Source organism: Methylobacterium sp. HMF5984 (assembly GCF_045033435.1).
Classification (GTDB): domain Bacteria; phylum Pseudomonadota; class Alphaproteobacteria; order Rhizobiales; family Beijerinckiaceae; genus Methylobacterium.
In genome coordinates this window covers 2,502,667-2,518,255 of record NZ_JBJFLN010000001.1, presented here as the reverse complement: position 1 = coordinate 2,518,255, position 15,589 = coordinate 2,502,667, and the positions used below count along the sequence as shown (strand labels likewise).

Here is a 15,589-nt window from a genome sequence, read left to right as displayed (position 1 = left end):
CGACCGTTGACCCTCGCATCGGGAAAAGGCGGCGCCGCGGCCCGGCCGATTCGGGCCGGCACCCGCGCTTAACCGGCTGGACAGGGCCGGCATGGCACGCAGGCGAGGCCGGCCGAACGCGCCGGCCTGGAGACGTCCGCCGTGACCCCGTCCGTCAGCCCTTCGGATGCCGAGCCCCGCCGCATCCTGCACGTGTTCCGCGCGCCCGTCGGCGGCCTGTTCCGCCACGTGGTCGACCTCGCACGGCTCCAGGCCGCGGCCGGCCACCGCGTCGGGATCGTGTGCGACGCGACCACCGGCGGCGAGCGCGCCGTCCGGGCGCTGGCCGATCTCGCGCCCTGCCTCGCCCTCGGCGTCACCCGGATCCCGATGCGGCGCAACCCGCACCCGTCCGACCTCGCCTGCCTGCGCGCGGTGGCGGCTCGCGCCGACGCTGCAGCCGCCGACGTGCTGCACGGGCACGGCGCCAAGGGCGGCGTCTACGCCCGCCTCGCCCACGTTCCCCGCGGTCGGCCCGTGATCCGCGCCTACACCCCGCATGGCGGCAGCTACAATTACCGGCCCGGCAGCCTGCTGTACCGGGTCTACATGGGCGCCGAGGGTCTCCTCGCCCGCCGGACAGACGTGTTCCTGTTCGAGAGCGAGTACGTCGCCGGGCGCCACCGCGCCTATGTCGGCACCCACGGCCGCGTCAGCCGCATCGTCCACAACGGCCTGAGCGAGGCCGAGTTCGCGCCCGTGACGCCGGCGGCCGACCCGTTCGACCTGCTCTACGTGGGCGAGCTGCGCGACGCCAAGGGGCTGCCGATCCTGCTTCAGGCCCTGGCGCTGCTGCGCGCCGAGGGCCGCCGGGTCCGGCTGTTGATGGTCGGCTCGGGCCCGGATGCCGGGCAGCTCCAGGCCAAGGCCGAAGCCCTCGGCCTCGCCGGCGCCATCGCCTTCGAGCCGGCCCAGGCGATCCGCTCCGTCCTCGCCCGCGGACGGATCATGGTGGTGCCGTCCTTCGCCGAGTCCCTCCCCTACGTGGTGCTCGAGGCCGCCGCGGCCGCCCAGCCGCTGGTCGCCACCGATGTCGGCGGCATCCCCGAGATCTTCGGCTCGGCCGCGGGCGATCTCGTCCCGGCCCGCGATCCGATCGCGCTGCAGCGGGCGATCGCCCGCGTCCTCGACGAGGCGCCCGAGAGCCGCGTCGCCCGGTTCCGGACCTTGAGCGACTCGGTGCGCCAGCGCTTCTCGATGGAGCGGATGGGCGCCGACGTGCTCTCGGGCTACGCCGCCGCCTTCCGGGCCCGCCGCCCCGCGGCGTCCGCCGAGCCGGTCCGCGTCGGGGCCGCCTGAGCCCCGGACCCTCGCACGAACGTGATTCCCGTCCGTCGCGGGCGCGCAGAAGGACGGGGGCGCCGCCTGCAGCTTTAAGTAATCCGATAGGTCGGTTTGAGACACTTACCGGCAGGAACTAGCCCGCTGGACTGCTGGGAAGCGACCGATGAGTGCCTTCGACGTCCGTGATCTTCTGAAGGTCGCCGGACACGGCGAGACCGCGGCGGCGGGCTTCGCCGAGCCGGCCCGCTTCGCCGAGCCCGCGCCGCAGGCGGCGCCGCTGGCCGAGACGGTCTCCGTCCTCCCGGCCCAGGCGATCTCGCCGGTGGTGATCGCAGGGCTGGTGCGGGCGGCGGAGTTCGTCCTGATCGGCTGCCTCGGCGCGGGCCTGCACCTGACGCTGCTGCGCGGCGTGGTTCCGTTCGGGCTGACCTATGCCGGCGCGGTCGTCGCGGTGGCCGCCCTGGCGATCGCCGCCTTCCAGGCCGCCGGCACCTACCGGATCGGCGCGTTCCGCACCTTCTTCAAGACCGCGATCAAGATCTCGGCCGGCTGGATGCTCGCCTTCCTCCTGGTGGCGACCGGCCTCGTGCTGGCCAAGGTCGCCGACCATTATTCCCGCCTGTGGCTGGCCGCCTACTTCGCCGGCGGCCTCGGCCTGCTGCTGACCGGCCGGTTCGTCCTGTCGCGCGTGATCGTGGCGCAGACCCGGAAGGGCCGTTTCGACCGGCGCACCGCGATCGTCGGCGGCGGCAAGGCCGCCGAGGAGCTCATCGCCGCCCTCGAGACGCAGAGCGAGGGCGGCATCCGCATCGTCGGCGTGTTCGACGACCGCAACGACGACCGCTCCACCGACGTGGTCGCCGGATACCCGAAGCTCGGCACCGTCAGCGACCTCGTCGCCTACGCCCGCGCCACGCGCCTCGACCTGATCGTGTTCACGATCCCGATCTCGGCCGAGGGGCGCATCCTGCAGATGCTCTCGAAGCTCTGGGTCCTGCCGATCGACATCCGCCTCTCGGCGCACGCGACGAAGCTGCGCCTGCGCCCGCGCAGCTACTCCTATCTCGGCTCGGTGCCGGTGCTGGACGTGTTCGACCGCCCGATCGCCGACTGGGACGTGGTGATGAAGACGGTGTTCGACCGCGCGGTCGGCCTGCTGATGCTGGCCGCGCTCGCCCCGGTGATGATCGGCGTCGCGCTCGCGGTGAAGCTGACCTCGCGCGGCCCGGTGTTCTTCCGGCAGAAGCGCCACGGCTTCAACAACGAGCTGATCGACGTGTTCAAGTTCCGCTCGATGTACGTCGACGCCTGCGACGCCACCGCGGCGAGGATGGTGACCAAGGGCGATGCGCGCGTGACCCCGGTCGGCCGGTTCATCCGCAAGACCTCGCTCGACGAGCTGCCGCAGCTCTTCAACGTGATCAAGGGCGACCTCTCCCTCGTCGGCCCCCGTCCGCACGCGCTGCAGGCGAAGGCCGCCAACACGCTCTACGACCAGGTCGTCGACGGCTACTTCGCCCGCCACAAGGTCAAGCCCGGCATCACCGGCTGGGCCCAGGTCAACGGCTGGCGCGGCGAGACCGACACCAGCGAGAAGCTCCAGCGCCGGGTCGAGCACGACCTGTACTACATCGAGAACTGGTCGGTGCTGTTCGATCTCCAGATCCTGCTGACCACGCCGTTCGCCCTCTTCAGGACCGAGAACGCGTACTGACCGGGCCGGGGCAGGCGGGACCCGGAAAACGAAGACAGGGCGGCTCGCGAGAGCCGCCCTGTCTGTTCGTTGCGGACGCGGCGAAGCGGCTACGGCAGCGCGCCGGCCTTCTCCTTGGCCTTCATGATGGTGTCGCGGCAGGCATCGGCCTTGCCGGCCTTGTCCTCGCCGCGCGCCTTCTCGACGAGGTCGCGAGCCTCCTTCACGCCGCCGGCGGTGGAGGTCGTCGACGGGTCGCTGGGCTTGCCCCCGGGCGGCGCGGACAGCGCCTTGTCGGAATTCGACGAGGTCGTGCCGCCCGCCGGCTCCTTGCCGGTCACCTTTTCCGCGCCGGCGCTGTCGAGGCGCCGCTCCAGCGTCGCGATCTCCTCGGAGCAGGAGCTCGCGAAGGCGGGCGCCGCGGAGACGAGGAGGAGGGCGGCCGAGACCGCGTGGACCAATCGCATGAGAACTCCCTGAAGCTTTTCGCGCGGGCACGTGGCCCGCGTCGTTTCGGTTGCAGGGGGCAAGCGACGAAGCGCGACCGTGTTCCGGTGGCGTGAGGCCGCAGGCCCGCACGCGCCCCGCCGAACGCGAAGGGGGCGCGGACCTCCCGGTCCACGCCCCCTCCTCCCGGGCCCGCGGGGCAATCGATCCGCGCGGTCAGTACTTGCGGATGATCGGCTCCGCCATCGGGACCGGATCGGGGCCGAAGGCGTAGCGGATGCCGCCGTAGATCGAGAGCGGCTGCGCCAGCGTCGTCGTGCGCGGATCGTTGATGGTGAGGTTGCCGGCGACGGGCCCGCGCTCGGCGAAGGTGCCGAAGTTGGCGTAGCGGTTGTTGGTCAGGTTGGTGATCAAGCCGAAAACCTGAAGGTTCGGCGTGACTTGGTAGGTGGTATTGAGGCCGAGCACGAGGTAGGCCGGCAGCTTCGGGTTCAGGTTCGACTCGTCGCCGCGATAGTAGGCGGAGGAGAAGGCCTGGAGGTTCATGCCGAAGCGCCAGCCCGGCAGGACGAGGTAGTCGAAGCCGACCTTGAACTGGTGGTTGGGGATCAGCGGCACCTGGTTGCCGCGGGTCACGGCGATGGCGCCGTCGTCGGCCAGGGGGTTGTTGGGCGAGGACAGGGTTCCGTTGAACTGGAAGGTGGCGTCGATCAGGGCGTAGTTGGCGTAGACCGAGAGGTCGCCGCGGGTGTAGTCGGCCGCGACCTCGATGCCCTGCCGCTGGGTCGCCGGCACGTTGACGAAGTAGCCGCGCGCCGCGTTGCCGGGGGTCGCGAGCTGGATGATGTCGTTGGCGAGATCGGTGCGGAAGGCGCCGACCTTGTAGGTCACGAGGCCGCCCTCGTAGACGTTCGGGATCTGGCCGCGGATGCCGACCTCGTAGGTCTGTGCGGTGACCTGCTTGAGCGGCGGGTCGGCGACGAGCGAGTTCGGCAGCAGGCAGGGCCGGTCCGGGTTGGAGCAGGCGGTCTCGAGCGGCGTCGGCGCGCGGTTCGATTCCGAGTAGCCGCCGTAGAGCGACAGGCCCGGGGTGAAGCGGTAGGTCAGGCCCGCCACCGGGTTGATCTTGTTGTAGTAGTAGGTCCCGTTCACGTCCGGCGAGAAGCCGGTCTGGTCGGTCGTCGTGAGGCGGGCGAAGTTCAGGCGCGCCCCGGCGGTGAGCGACAGCGCGTCGGTCACGTCGAACGTGTCCGTCGCGTAGAGGCCCATGTAGAGGTTCGAGCCGATGACGTTCGAGGGCGCGATGCCGAGCGCGGCCGCGGTCCGCAGCTGCGTCGTGCCGAGGCCGGGGATGGTGCCGTAGTACGGGTTGTTCGGATCGGTGGTCACCCGCAGATCCGGGTTGATGACGCCCAGCGTGCTCGACGACTTGAAGCTGAAGTCGGCGACGTCGATGCTGCCGCCGACGACGAAGCTGTTGCCGAAGCCGAAGATCTTGTCGCGGTTGGCCGCCTGGAGCGAGCCGCCGTAGCTCGTCGCCTCGGTCTTGGTCACGTCCAGCGTGCCGTAGGGCACGTTCGGGGTGAAGGGGATGCGCCGGTTGTTGGCGCCGAGGATGGTGAACTGGTTGCGGAAGGCGAGATTGGACTGTCCCGGCGCCTGGGCGAAGCCGTCATCCTCGAAGCAGAGGAAGCCGCGGTTGCTCGACTGGCGGCTGCAGTTCTCGAAGTTGCCGTCGTTGCCGTCGACGTAGGTGTTGCTGAAGCGGCGGAAATAGGCGTTTCCGGCGAGATCCCAGGTCGGCGAGATGTCGACGCGGCCGGTCACCTGCATGGTGCCCATCTCGGTCGTGGTGGTCTGCGGGAAGGTGAAGATCGCCCGCGGGTCGACATGGGTGAAGTCCACCGGGGTCGCTGCGGCCGCGCCGAAGAAAGTCCGCGCGAAGTTGCCGATCAGGTGGAACTCGGAATCGAGGGTGCGGTAGCCGAGGTCGGTGTAGAGGCGCCCGATCGTCGACGGGCTCTCGTAGCGCCATCCGCGGTCGTTGAGGCCGTCGCCGTTGAAGTAGAAGCTCCACGGCCCGATCACCTTGCCGTACTCGAGCGAGCCGGCGATGCGGCCGTCCGAGCCGCCGAGCGCGGTGACCTCCGTGCCCTGCCAGGTGAAGCCGTTCTTCATCTGGATGTTGACCGCGCCGCCGATGGCGTTGAGGCCGAACACCGGGTTGCCGGTGACGATGTCGATGCGCTGGATCGCCGTCGGCGGGATCAGGTCGAACTGGACGGTGTCGCCGAAGGCCTCGTTGATGCGCACGCCGTTCTGGTAGACGGCCAGGCCCTGCGGCACGCCCTGCACCGGCGAGGCGGTGAAGCCGCGGTAGTTCACGTCGGTGCGGTTGGAGTTGCCCTGCGAATCCGACAGGTTGAGGCCGGGCGTGCGCCGCGCCAGCGTGGCCACCGCGTTGAAGGTGCCGCGATCGATGTCGAGGTCGGCCGCCGTGACGGTCTCGACCGTGCTCGGGATCTTGTAGAGCGGCTGCTCGCCGCCGCGCAGGCGCGGCAGGCCGGCGGAGGAGAGCGGCGCCGCGCTCGGCGACACGACCGGGGTCGCGCCGAGCGGCGGGGCGGCCAGCGTGCTGCCCGAGCCCGACCCGCCGACCGGGGTCGTCGCCACGACGCTGATCTCCGACAGCGTCACCGAACTCTGTGCGTAGGCTGCACCCGGCAGCAATGCCACCGAGGCGATCAGGCTTCCGCGAAGCGCCCGCATTGTCATTCCCCAACCCCGAACCGTCGAACAGCGTGCCCCCTCTGCGGCGGGCTTGCCCAGCACTCATGCAAGGCGCGTCGAGATCGGACAATCGCGGGACGACCGTGATCCGGCGGAAAACGCCGCTCACGGGGCCGTTACGCGCGGAAACGGATGATCCGTGGTCCGCGCGCAACAGATTTTCTATGTCTCATCAAAGGCTTAGGGAGTGTTCGGCAATGCTGCCCGGGACGATTCGGCAACCCGGCTCCGGGTCGCCGGGCGGCGTCAGAGCCTGGCCTGGATCTTCTTGGCGATCTCGCCGAGGCGCTGCTCCAGGAGCTGCGGCACCTCGCAGACGTAGGTCAGCGACTGGCTGCGCTCCTGGAAGATGCGGCGATCCCAGGCGAACTTGGTCTCGATGTCGGATTGCTCCTTCGAGACCTCGCGGGCGTCGGCCGCGCTCGGGCCGTCCTTGGTCTGGCTGATGGTGTCGGCCTCGTCGCGGATGCGCTCGGCCATGCGGCGCTGTCCCTGCGCGTAGCGCGCGATCCCGCCCATCACCTTGTCGCGCTCGCCGTTGATGACCTCGAACACGCCCGCATAGACGTGGGCGAGGCCCTTGGCCTTGTCGGCCGCCGGCACCTTGGCGACGTAGGCGTCGATCAGCGGATCGACCTCGGTGAGCTCGGTCCGGCGGGAGGCGAGCTTCTGCGCCAGCACCGCGGCGTCGTTGTCGTCGCCCCAGGCGCCGGCGGCGGCGATGTCCGGCCCGGTCCAGAACTGGCCGGGGCTCAAGGTCGCGACCTTGCGCTGGACGCAGGGCCAGTCCGGGTCGGTCCTGGGCTGCGCCAGCGCGGGCGCGGCGAGGCCGGCCAGGGCGACGCCGAGGGCGGCGAGGGAGCAGAAGCGGGAAGCGATCATGACGGGTCTCCGGCCGGGCCGCCGCGCCGGGCCATTATGCCGCGGCCGGGATCGTAGGCGACGACGGCGAGGGTGAAGAAGGCGAGGGTCACGCCGAGCACGACCGCGCACGAGACCGGCTCGAACTGCCCGTAGAGGGCGAAGCGCACGAGCTGGACGGCGTGGGTGAAGGGATTGCACTGGCAGATCCAGTACAGCGTCTCCGAGGATTCGCGGATGCGCCAGAGCGGGTAGAGCGCCGACGAGGCGAAGAACATCGGGAAGATCACGAAGTTCATCACGCTGGCGAAGTTCTCGAGCTGCTTGACCATCGACGACAGCAGCAGGCCGATCGAGCCGAGCATCAGCCCGGCGGCGATGAAGGCCGGCAGGGCCGCGAGGTAGCCGACGGCCGGGATGTCGAGGTCCCAGAACCAGGCGATGGCCAGGAAGGCGTAGGCCTGCACCACCGAGACGGTGACGCCGGCGATCAGCTTGGCGAGCAGCAGCAGCCAGCGCGGATACGGGCTCGTCAGCAGCACCTTCATCGAGCCGACCTCGCGGTCGTAGACCATCGAGAGCGAGGATTGCATGCCGTTGAACAGCTGGATCATCACCGCCAGCCCCGGCACCACGTAGACCTCGTAGAGCACGTAGGTCTGGTACGGCGGCTCGATCGACACGCCGAGGGTGTTGCGGAAGCCCGCCGCGAAAATGAACAGCCATACCAGCGGCCGCACCAGCGCCGAGAAGAACCGCTCCTTCTGGTTGAAGAAGCGCAACAGCTCGCGCCGGACGATGCCGCCGAGGCAGATCAGGTAGCCGACCCCGTCGAGCCGGCCGAGATGGGCGGGCGGGCGCGTCGCGTCCGCCGCCACGGTGCGGGCGTCGACCGCCGTCGGCGTGCCGATGGGCGTGCTCATGCAGCCTCCCTCGCCGGCTTGGCCGGCTCGGCCACGAGCCGGCGGAACGCCTCCTCGAGGGTTTCGTCGGCCCCGCCGATGGTGCCGGCCCGTCCGCGCGCGACGATGCGGCCCCGGTGCAGCACCACCGCGTCGTCCTCCGCCGCGATCTCCTCGAAGATGTGGGTCGCCCACAGCACCGAGAGCCCCTCCTCGCGCACGAGCGCGCGGACGATCGCGACGATGTCGGCCCGCGATTCGAGGTCGAGACCGACGGTGGGCTCGTCGAGCAGCAGCAGGCTCGGATGGTGGACCAGCGAGCGCGCGATCTCGATGCGGCGCGACTGGCCACCGGAAAGCGTCCGCACCTTGTCGGCGCGCCGGTCCGCCAGCCCGACCCGGTCGAGCAGCACCGCGATCCGCGCCTTGGCGGCCTTGCGCGCGATGCCGTGAAGCGCCGCGTGATAGAGCAGGTTCTGCTCGACGGTGAGGTCGGTGTCCAAGGTCCGTGCCTGGAACACCACGCCGAGGCGGGCGAGCGCGCGCGACGGCTCGCGGTCGAGGGCGTGGCCGAAGATCGCGACCCGGCCGTGGCGGTTGTTGTAGAGCCGGGTGATCAGGGAGAACAGCGTGGTCTTGCCGGCGCCGTTGGGCCCGAGCAGCGCCATGAAGCGCCCGCGCTCGACGGTGATCGACACGTCCGACAGCGCCCGGCGCGCGCCGAAGCTGTGGCTGACGTCGGCCACCTCCAGCGCCGGGGCCTCGCCCGCCGGACGCCCGCCCGCACCCATCGCCCGAGCGCCCTCGCTCATCGCCCGAGGACCCTTCTGGCATCGCCGACCGCGTCGAGGCACTCGTCGAACTCGCCCTCGCCCTGCTCGCGCTCGGCCACGCGCAGGGCCTTTTTCAGCTTCGGCAGCGCCGCCTCGGGCGGGTTCTGCGCGAGCGCATCCCTGATCATGGCGATGCCGTCCGCGCAGGCGGCCTTGTCGTCGGCCAGCGCCGGCGTGCTCAAGAGGAGGCTGGCGAGAAGAAGCGTCCGCATCATTCCACCGTGCGTCATTTCACAGTGATCGTGCCGGCGACGCCCTTCGACTCCAGGCCGCGGGCCTCCCAGGTGTACTTGCCCGGCTTGATCGCCACGAACTCGATCGCGATCTCGCCCGGATCGTCGAACTCGAGGTGATCCGGCGGGCCGCCGCCGTGGATCTCCTTGTGCTCGATGACGATCTGGTTCCACCAGATGTAGCGGAAGAACTCGGTCGCGTAGACCTTGTACTCCTGATGGCCCTTGGCGATGATCCGCAGCCGGTAGGCCTTGCCGGATTCGAGCTCGATGTCCTTGTTCTCGACGACGAAGTCGTTGCCCTCCTCGTTGCCGAGGACCAGGTCGGGCAGGGTCTCGCGCTTCTTGGTGAGATCGAGCGCGACGGCCGGGCCGGCCGCCAGGATCGCGGCCAGCCCCAGCGCCGCCCATCGAAGACCTCGTGTCATCCTGTTCCCCCCCCGCGCTGCCGTTCGCGGCAGTCGTGCTTGCGAAAACTCAGTTCGGCGAGATCGCCACGCCCCAGGGCAGCAGGCCGACCGGGATGCTCTTGACCACCTTCTCGGCCGCCACGTCGACCACCGAGACGTCGTTGGAGGTGCCGTTGGTGGAGAACAGCAGCGACTGGTCCGGCGTGAAGGCGAGCTGCCACACCCTCTGGCCCACCGGCAGGTACTTCTGCACGTCGTAGGTCTTGGCATCGATCACCGCGATGCGGTTGGCGGGCCCGAGGGCGACGAAGGCCTTGGTCCCGTCCTGGGTGATGCGGATGCCCACCGGCTGGATCGCCTCGTCGTTCACGCTCGGGATCTTGAAGGTGATCTTCTTCACCACGCGCCGCGCCGCCACGTCGATCACGCTGACCGTGCCGCCGACCTCGGCCGAGACCCAGAGGAACTTGCCGTCCACCGTGAACTCGGCGAAGCGCGGACGGGCGTCGACCAGCACGTTGTCGGTCACCTGGAAGGTCTTGGTGTCGATGAAGTGGGCCATGTTGGTGGTCTCGGAGGTGTTCACCAGGATCTTGCCGTCCGGCGACAGGCCCATGCCCTCCGGCTCGACGCCGACGGGGACCTCGGCGAGCACCTTGTTCTTCTCGATGTCGATGATCGTGACCTGGCTGTCGTCCTCGTTGGCGACGTAGAGCGGGTTGCCGCTGCGATCGAGGATGAACTGCTCGGGATCGGGGCCGGAGCGCAGCGAGCGCACCACCTTGCCGGTGGCGGTGTCGAGCACGTCGATGCGGTCGTCGTCGCTGGCGCAGACGAAGACCTCCTTGCCGTCCTTGCTCACGGTGATGCCGCGGGGGCGGCGCCCGACCTTCCAAGTCGCCGTCACCGCCATCGTCGCGGTGTCGATCACGCTGACCGAGTTGCCCTTCTCGTTGGAGACGTAGACCGTGTAGGCCTGCGCCGGCACCGACGCCAGGAGCGCCGCGCCGAGCGCGGCGAGCCCCAACCCTGCTCTCACGCAGCGGTCCATTCGCGATCCTCCCCCTGGCCTGGCGGCAAGCTTGGCACTCTGGCGGTGCCGAAATCCCGACGGACGACAGTGTAGTGCGTTTCGTGCCCGCGGCGAGGGCGACGGAACCGCGCTGCGGACTTCACGCGGCGGAACGCCGTCCTCGTGCGTCCCGGCGCGCTCACTGGAACTTGCAGGTCGTCTCGGGCAGGTCGGTCCCGAGGGTGTCGAGCGGCGTGCGCTGGTGCAGGAAGCCCTGCTCGGGCGCCACCGAGACCAGGGCCTTCGGCTGCACCACGATCAGCGGCTGGCGCAGCTGGTGGTCCCAGGGGCGGAAGCTCAGCGACACGCCCTTGTAGGCGGAGAGGGCGAAGGCCGGGTCGCTCAGGTAGGCGGCCAGCACCGCCGGGTCGGCGGTCTTGCGGTCGGTCTCGGCATTGCTGACGACGCGGATCGCGGCCCAGACCTGGTAGTCCAGCGGACGCATCAGCCGGCCGGAGAGGCGGCGGAAGCGGTTCTGCGCCTGGGCGGCGCCCCAGGTCTCCAGCACCGGCGACCAGGTGGTGGCGACGAGCCCCTGCGTGCCGCCGACGGGCCGCGGGTCGACGGTGCGATAGGGGACGTAGTCGCCCCAGTCGGCCTCCTCGTCGGCCACGATCGCCATGTCGTAGTCGAGCCCGCGGGTGAAGACCATCGCCTCGGCGCGGGTCGGCGTGTCGCCGCGCGCTTTGGCCAGCGGCCCGAAGGTCCAGGGCTTCTCCGCCGTGATCTTGAGAGCGAACTTCCTGGCCGAGTTGCGCATCGCGTCGGCATAGAGCTTGTCCGCGTCGGTCGGGCCGACGATCAGGAACAGCTTCCGCCAGCGCATCACGGTGAGGTACTGCGCCAGCGCGTCGGTCTGCATCGCCCGGCTCGGGGCGACGTGGAACACGTTCCTGCGGCAATCGGCACCGCGCAGGCGGTCGTCGGGGGCCGCCGCGTTCAGCACCACGGCGCCCTTGCCGTCGGCGCGTGCCGCCTCCGAGACGGCGAGCACCTCGTCGGCCGGCAGCGCCAGGACGAGGAAGCGGATGCCCTTGCCGAGCAGCGCCTTCGCCGCGTCGACCGCGCTCGGGCCCCCCTCGGTGAGCGCGATCTCGTCGAGGGCGTAGCTCTGCTTGATGAAGCGGCCGGTGGTGTTGTTGTCGGCGATGGCCATCTTCGCGCCGGCCAGGCCCTCGTCCTCGGGCGCGGCCTCCGCGTCGTAGGAGGACGGCGCGGGCTGCGGCCGGTAGATCAGGCCGACATGGGTGGCGGCCGGTTCCGCGGGCGCGGCCGGCGCGGCGGCGGGCTCTTGGGCTGCCGCCGCGCCGGCCAGCGCCAGGGCGAGCAGCGCCGCAGCACCGAGGGAACGTGCAGGATCGTGCAGGATGGCGTGCAGGGAGGCGTGCATGGGGGCGGGACGTAACAGCATTCCGGGCGCGGACTCAAACGTTAAGCGCGCGCCGATCATTGCCAAAATTCCCCGCCGCGCGACCTTATGCCGGGATGCGGCCGGCGTTGCGGCCGGCGCCGATGCCTCCGACCGGAGTTCCGTCATGATCTTTCGCGGCAAGATCTTTCGCGACGACGCCTTTCGCGCCTGCCGCCTCGCGGTTCCCCTCGTGCTCTCTGCCGCCCTCTCTGCCGCCTGCCATCCGGGCGCGGCGGCGGCCGAGCCGTCGAAGGCCGCGGTCTTCCCGGTCGAGCTGTTCGATCCGGGCGTCGTCGGCGGCCGCAAGGCCCGGCCCGACGAGGCGCGCAAGCTCGCCCTGGTCACCGAGGAGCTGCGCGGCGCGCTCAAGGACAAGGGCGGCCTCGAGCCCGTCGACACCGCGCCGCAGGCGGCCGAGGTGAACAAGCAGGGACCGCTCTACAAGTGCGACGGCTGCGCCGCCCCGATCGCCAAGGCCCTGGGTGCGGATCTCGCCGTGACCGGCTATGTGGAGAAGGGGTCGGGCCAGATCTTCAACCTCAACGTCGTCATCGCCGACGCCGCCACCGGCAAGGTGGTGCGCGGCGGGCAGGTGGTGATCCGGGCCGACACCGACGACACCTGGACGCATGCCATGCGCTGGATCGTCAAGAACCGCCTGCTCGCCGAGCCCCTGCCCGGCAAGTCGTGATGTCGTCCGGCGCCCGCGCCGCCCCCGAGCCGTCCCCGTTCAGGTCGCCCGTGTCCGAGTCCGCACCTCCGTTTCCGACAAATCCCCTCCCCCGCCTCCTCGTCAGCGTCCGCGACGCCGCCGAGGCCGAGGCCGCGATCCGCGCCGGGGCCGACCTGATCGACGCCAAGGACCCGGAGAACGGGGCGCTCGGCGCCCTCCCCCCGGAGACCGTCCGCGCCATCGTCGCGCGCACCGCCGGCCGCGCCGCCACGAGCGCGGTCGCCGGCGAGCCGGCGGCGGCGGAGCGGCAGGCCGCGATCCGCGCCATGGCGGAGACCGGGGTCGGCTGGGTCAAGGTCGCGGTCCGCCCCGACTGGCTCGCCGATCCCGCCTCCCTTCGCGCGGCCGGCGCGGCCGCGCCCGGCCGACTCGTCGCCGTGCTGTTCGCCGAGGACGACCCCGCGCCGGACTGCGCGCCGCGGCTCGCGGCGGCGGGCTTCATCGGCGCGATGATCGACACGGCGGTTAAGGACGGGCGCCGCCTGCCCAACCTGATCGACGGGGCGCGCCTGGCCGCTTTCACCGCCGCGGCCCGTGCCGCCGGGCTGCTGTCGGGGCTCGCCGGGTCGCTGCGCGTCGGCGACATCCCCGGGCTTGCCGCCCACCGCCCGGACTATCTCGGCTTCCGCGGCGGCCTCTGCCGCGACGGCGACCGCCGCAACGCCCTCGACGCGCAGCGGATCGCCGAGGCCGTGCGGGCGCTCCGCCGGCCGGCCGCGCGAGACGCGGCGTGAGCGTGCACACCGTCGTCAAGGTCGGCGGCAGCCTCCGCGCCGACCCGGCGCGCCTGCAAGCGCTGCTCGCCGCGCTCGCCGACGGCGCCTTCGGCCCGTGCCTCGTCGTGCCGGGCGGCGGCGCCTTCGCCGACGCGGTGCGGCTCGACCAGGCGCGTCTCGGCTTCGACGACGCGGAGGCGCATCGCCGCGCGCTCGATGCGATGAGCCGGATGGCGGGGTGTTTCCACGCCATCGAGCCGCGCCTCCTTCCCTTCCCCCTCCCCCGCAAAGGGGGGAGGGAGAGTGCCGTATCGGCTATCTGGGACCCCATCGCCCTCCGCGCCGGCCATCCGGACATCCCGGAATCCTGGGACGTGACCTCCGACAGCCTCGCGCTCTGGGCGGCGACGCGGATCGAGGCCGCCCGCTGCATCCTGGTGAAGTCCGCCGACGCCCCGGCGGGCGCCGACGCGTGCGACCTCGCCCGGATCGGCCTCGTCGACGCCGCGTTCCCGGCCTTCGCCGGCCGCTACTGCGGCGCGGTCTCGATCCTCGGCCCCGCCGGCGCGCGGCCGGTCCACGCGCGGGCCGCCGCATGAGCGCCGCGCCCGAGCACCTGGTCTTCGTCACCGGCAAGCTCGCCCGCGCCCGGCTGGAGAAGGTCGCGAGCGCCCTGCCCCCGGAGCGGTTCGCCTGGAGCATCGCCGATTCCGGGGTGAAGGTCGCCGCGCTGATGACCGAGGAGATCATCAAGCGCCGCGTCACCCTCCCCGAGGGCGCCACCCGCATCATCCTGCCCGGGCGCTGCCGGGCGAACCCGGAGGCGTTGGCCGCGCATTTCGGCCTGCCGGTCGAGCGCGGCCCCGACGAGATCGTCGACCTGCCGGCCCATCTCGGGCTCGCCGGCCGCAAGGTCGACCTGTCGCGCCACGACCTGCGCATCTTCTCCGAGATCGTCGACGCCTCGAAGATGACGGCCGCCGAGGTGGTGGCCAAGGGCCTGGACCTGGCGCGCCGGGGCGCCGACGTGATCGACCTCGGCGGCCTGCCGGACACCGATTTCCCGCATCTCGAGGATTGCGTGCGCGGGCTGAAGGCGCAGGGCCTCAAGGTCAGCGTCGATTCCTTCTCAATCGACGAGCTGCGCCGGGGTGCGGCCGCCGGGGCCGACTTCCTGCTCAGCCTCAACGAGGAGACGCTGGACCTCGCCTTCGAGACGGATGCGGTGCCGATCCTGGTGCCGATGCGCCCCGACGACCTGCCCTCCCTCGACCGCGCGATCGCGCGGATGGTGGAGGCAGGGCGCCCGTTCATCGCCGACCCGATCCTCGAGCCGATCCATTTCGGCTTCGTCGACTCGATCGCGCGCTACCGCGCCACCCGCGCGCGCTGGCCCGACATCGCGATGATGATGGGCACCGGCAACCTCACGGAGCTGACGGAGGCCGACAGCCTCGGGATCACCGCGCTCCTCGTCGGGATGTGTTCGGAGCTGTCGATCGGCAACGTCCTGATCGTGCAGGTCTCGAACCACACCCGCCGCACGGTTGAGGAACACGATGCCGCGAGGCGGGTGATGTTCGCGGCCAAGGCCGACGCCGCGCTGCCGAAGGGCTACGGCCGGGCACTTCTGGCACTTCACGACAAGCGTCCCTTCGTGCAAACGCCCGACGAGATCGCGGCCCTGGCGGCGCAGGTCCGCGACCCGAACTACCGGATCGCGGTCGCCGAGGACGGGATCCACCTCTACAACCGCGACGTCCACAAGGTCGGCACCGACGCGATGGCCTTCTTCACTGACCTCGACGTCGCCAGCGACGGCGCCCACGCGTTCTACCTCGGGGGCGAGCTGACCAAGGCCGAGACCGCGTGGCGCTTAGGCAAGCGCTACGTGCAGGACGAGCCGCTCGACTGGGCCTGCGCCGCCGACGCCGAGGTCGAGGACACCACCGCCTTCAAGAAGGCCGGCCATACCAAGCATTCCGGCCCGGACGCGCTGCAGGGCGCGCGCGACGCGCAGGTTCCGGCCGAGGCCGGCGCCTCGGCGCCCCGCACCATCGCGCCGGACGCGGCCGCGGCCGAGGCGTCGGTGTCGGAAACGCCCCGGGCGCCCGCGCAAAAGCCCGTCTGCGGCAAGCTCGTGCCGGCCGGGGAGGCCTGAGCCG

Annotated in this window: 15 protein-coding genes; 6 read left to right on the top strand and 9 right to left on the bottom strand. The window is 71.2% G+C overall.

Annotated elements, in window-relative coordinates; all coding sequences use genetic code 11:
• The first annotated feature begins 141 nt into the window (after nucleotides 1-141).
• Both ACFZ8E_RS12190 and ACFZ8E_RS12185 read left to right on the top strand, forming a co-directional pair.
• Nucleotides 142-1,338, top strand: coding sequence for a glycosyltransferase family 4 protein (locus ACFZ8E_RS12190; RefSeq protein WP_405042855.1), 1,197 nt, complete (start codon nucleotides 142-144; stop codon nucleotides 1,336-1,338).
• Between the two features lie 148 nt (nucleotides 1,339-1,486).
• A complete protein-coding gene (locus tag ACFZ8E_RS12185; protein ID WP_405042854.1) occupies nucleotides 1,487-3,037 on the top strand; it encodes an undecaprenyl-phosphate glucose phosphotransferase in 1,551 nt (516 codons plus the stop codon).
• Between the two features lie 89 nt (nucleotides 3,038-3,126).
• On the opposite strand, the gene ACFZ8E_RS12180 is transcribed toward ACFZ8E_RS12185, so the two are convergent.
• The 9 genes from ACFZ8E_RS12180 to ACFZ8E_RS12140 all read right to left on the bottom strand — a co-directional run bounded on the left by ACFZ8E_RS12180 (nucleotide 3,127) and on the right by ACFZ8E_RS12140 (nucleotide 11,954).
• On the bottom strand, nucleotides 3,127-3,483 hold the full coding sequence (locus ACFZ8E_RS12180; protein WP_147842831.1) for a hypothetical protein: 357 nt from the start codon (nucleotides 3,481-3,483) through the stop codon (nucleotides 3,127-3,129).
• 196 nt (nucleotides 3,484-3,679) lie between these two features.
• Complete coding sequence (locus ACFZ8E_RS12175) at nucleotides 3,680-6,232, bottom strand: TonB-dependent receptor domain-containing protein (protein WP_405042853.1); 2,553 nt, start codon at nucleotides 6,230-6,232, stop codon at nucleotides 3,680-3,682.
• Between the two features lie 267 nt (nucleotides 6,233-6,499).
• Entirely contained in the window at nucleotides 6,500-7,135 is a 636-nt protein-coding gene (locus tag ACFZ8E_RS12170; protein ID WP_147728359.1) for a hypothetical protein, read from the bottom strand.
• Nucleotides 7,132-8,037, bottom strand: a complete 906-nt coding sequence (locus ACFZ8E_RS12165) for an ABC transporter permease (protein WP_187274887.1) — start codon at nucleotides 8,035-8,037, stop codon at nucleotides 7,132-7,134. The genes ACFZ8E_RS12170 and ACFZ8E_RS12165 overlap by 4 nt, the downstream gene beginning before the upstream one ends.
• Nucleotides 8,034-8,807 (bottom strand): ABC transporter ATP-binding protein, encoded by a 774-nt coding sequence (locus ACFZ8E_RS12160; protein ID WP_405044378.1) that lies wholly within the window; start codon nucleotides 8,805-8,807, stop codon nucleotides 8,034-8,036. Before ACFZ8E_RS12160 ends, ACFZ8E_RS12165 begins: the two co-directional genes overlap by 4 nt.
• A gap of 17 nt (nucleotides 8,808-8,824) precedes the next feature.
• Complete coding sequence (locus tag ACFZ8E_RS12155; RefSeq protein WP_147728365.1) at nucleotides 8,825-9,061, bottom strand: hypothetical protein; 237 nt, start codon at nucleotides 9,059-9,061, stop codon at nucleotides 8,825-8,827.
• A 14-nt stretch (nucleotides 9,062-9,075) separates the two neighbouring features.
• The gene (locus ACFZ8E_RS12150) at nucleotides 9,076-9,510 is read right to left on the bottom strand and encodes a hypothetical protein (RefSeq protein WP_147728360.1); all 435 of its coding nucleotides are present in this window, start codon (nucleotides 9,508-9,510) and stop codon (nucleotides 9,076-9,078) included.
• A gap of 49 nt (nucleotides 9,511-9,559) precedes the next feature.
• Nucleotides 9,560-10,543, bottom strand: a complete 984-nt coding sequence (locus ACFZ8E_RS12145; RefSeq protein WP_405042852.1) for a YVTN family beta-propeller repeat protein — start codon at nucleotides 10,541-10,543, stop codon at nucleotides 9,560-9,562.
• 160 nt (nucleotides 10,544-10,703) lie between these two features.
• On the bottom strand, nucleotides 10,704-11,954 hold the full coding sequence (locus ACFZ8E_RS12140) for an ABC transporter substrate-binding protein (RefSeq protein ID WP_405042851.1): 1,251 nt from the start codon (nucleotides 11,952-11,954) through the stop codon (nucleotides 10,704-10,706).
• A 145-nt stretch (nucleotides 11,955-12,099) separates the two neighbouring features.
• Here ACFZ8E_RS12140 and ACFZ8E_RS12135 point away from each other — a divergent pair, with 145 nt between their 5' ends.
• Genes ACFZ8E_RS12135 through ACFZ8E_RS12120 form a run of 4 tightly spaced genes read left to right on the top strand, consistent with a single transcriptional unit; the run spans nucleotide 12,100 to nucleotide 15,585 of the window.
• Nucleotides 12,100-12,666 (top strand): DUF3280 domain-containing protein, encoded by a 567-nt coding sequence (locus ACFZ8E_RS12135; protein ID WP_243948508.1) that lies wholly within the window; start codon nucleotides 12,100-12,102, stop codon nucleotides 12,664-12,666.
• Between the two features lie 50 nt (nucleotides 12,667-12,716).
• On the top strand, nucleotides 12,717-13,442 hold the full coding sequence (locus ACFZ8E_RS12130; protein WP_243948510.1) for a (5-formylfuran-3-yl)methyl phosphate synthase: 726 nt from the start codon (nucleotides 12,717-12,719) through the stop codon (nucleotides 13,440-13,442).
• 2 nt (nucleotides 13,443-13,444) lie between these two features.
• A complete protein-coding gene (locus ACFZ8E_RS12125; protein WP_244029312.1) occupies nucleotides 13,445-14,023 on the top strand; it encodes a uridylate kinase in 579 nt (192 codons plus the stop codon).
• Nucleotides 14,020-15,585 (top strand): DUF6513 domain-containing protein, encoded by a 1,566-nt coding sequence (locus ACFZ8E_RS12120; protein WP_405042850.1) that lies wholly within the window; start codon nucleotides 14,020-14,022, stop codon nucleotides 15,583-15,585. Before ACFZ8E_RS12125 ends, ACFZ8E_RS12120 begins: the two co-directional genes overlap by 4 nt.
• Nucleotides 15,586-15,589: the final 4 nt, after the last annotated feature.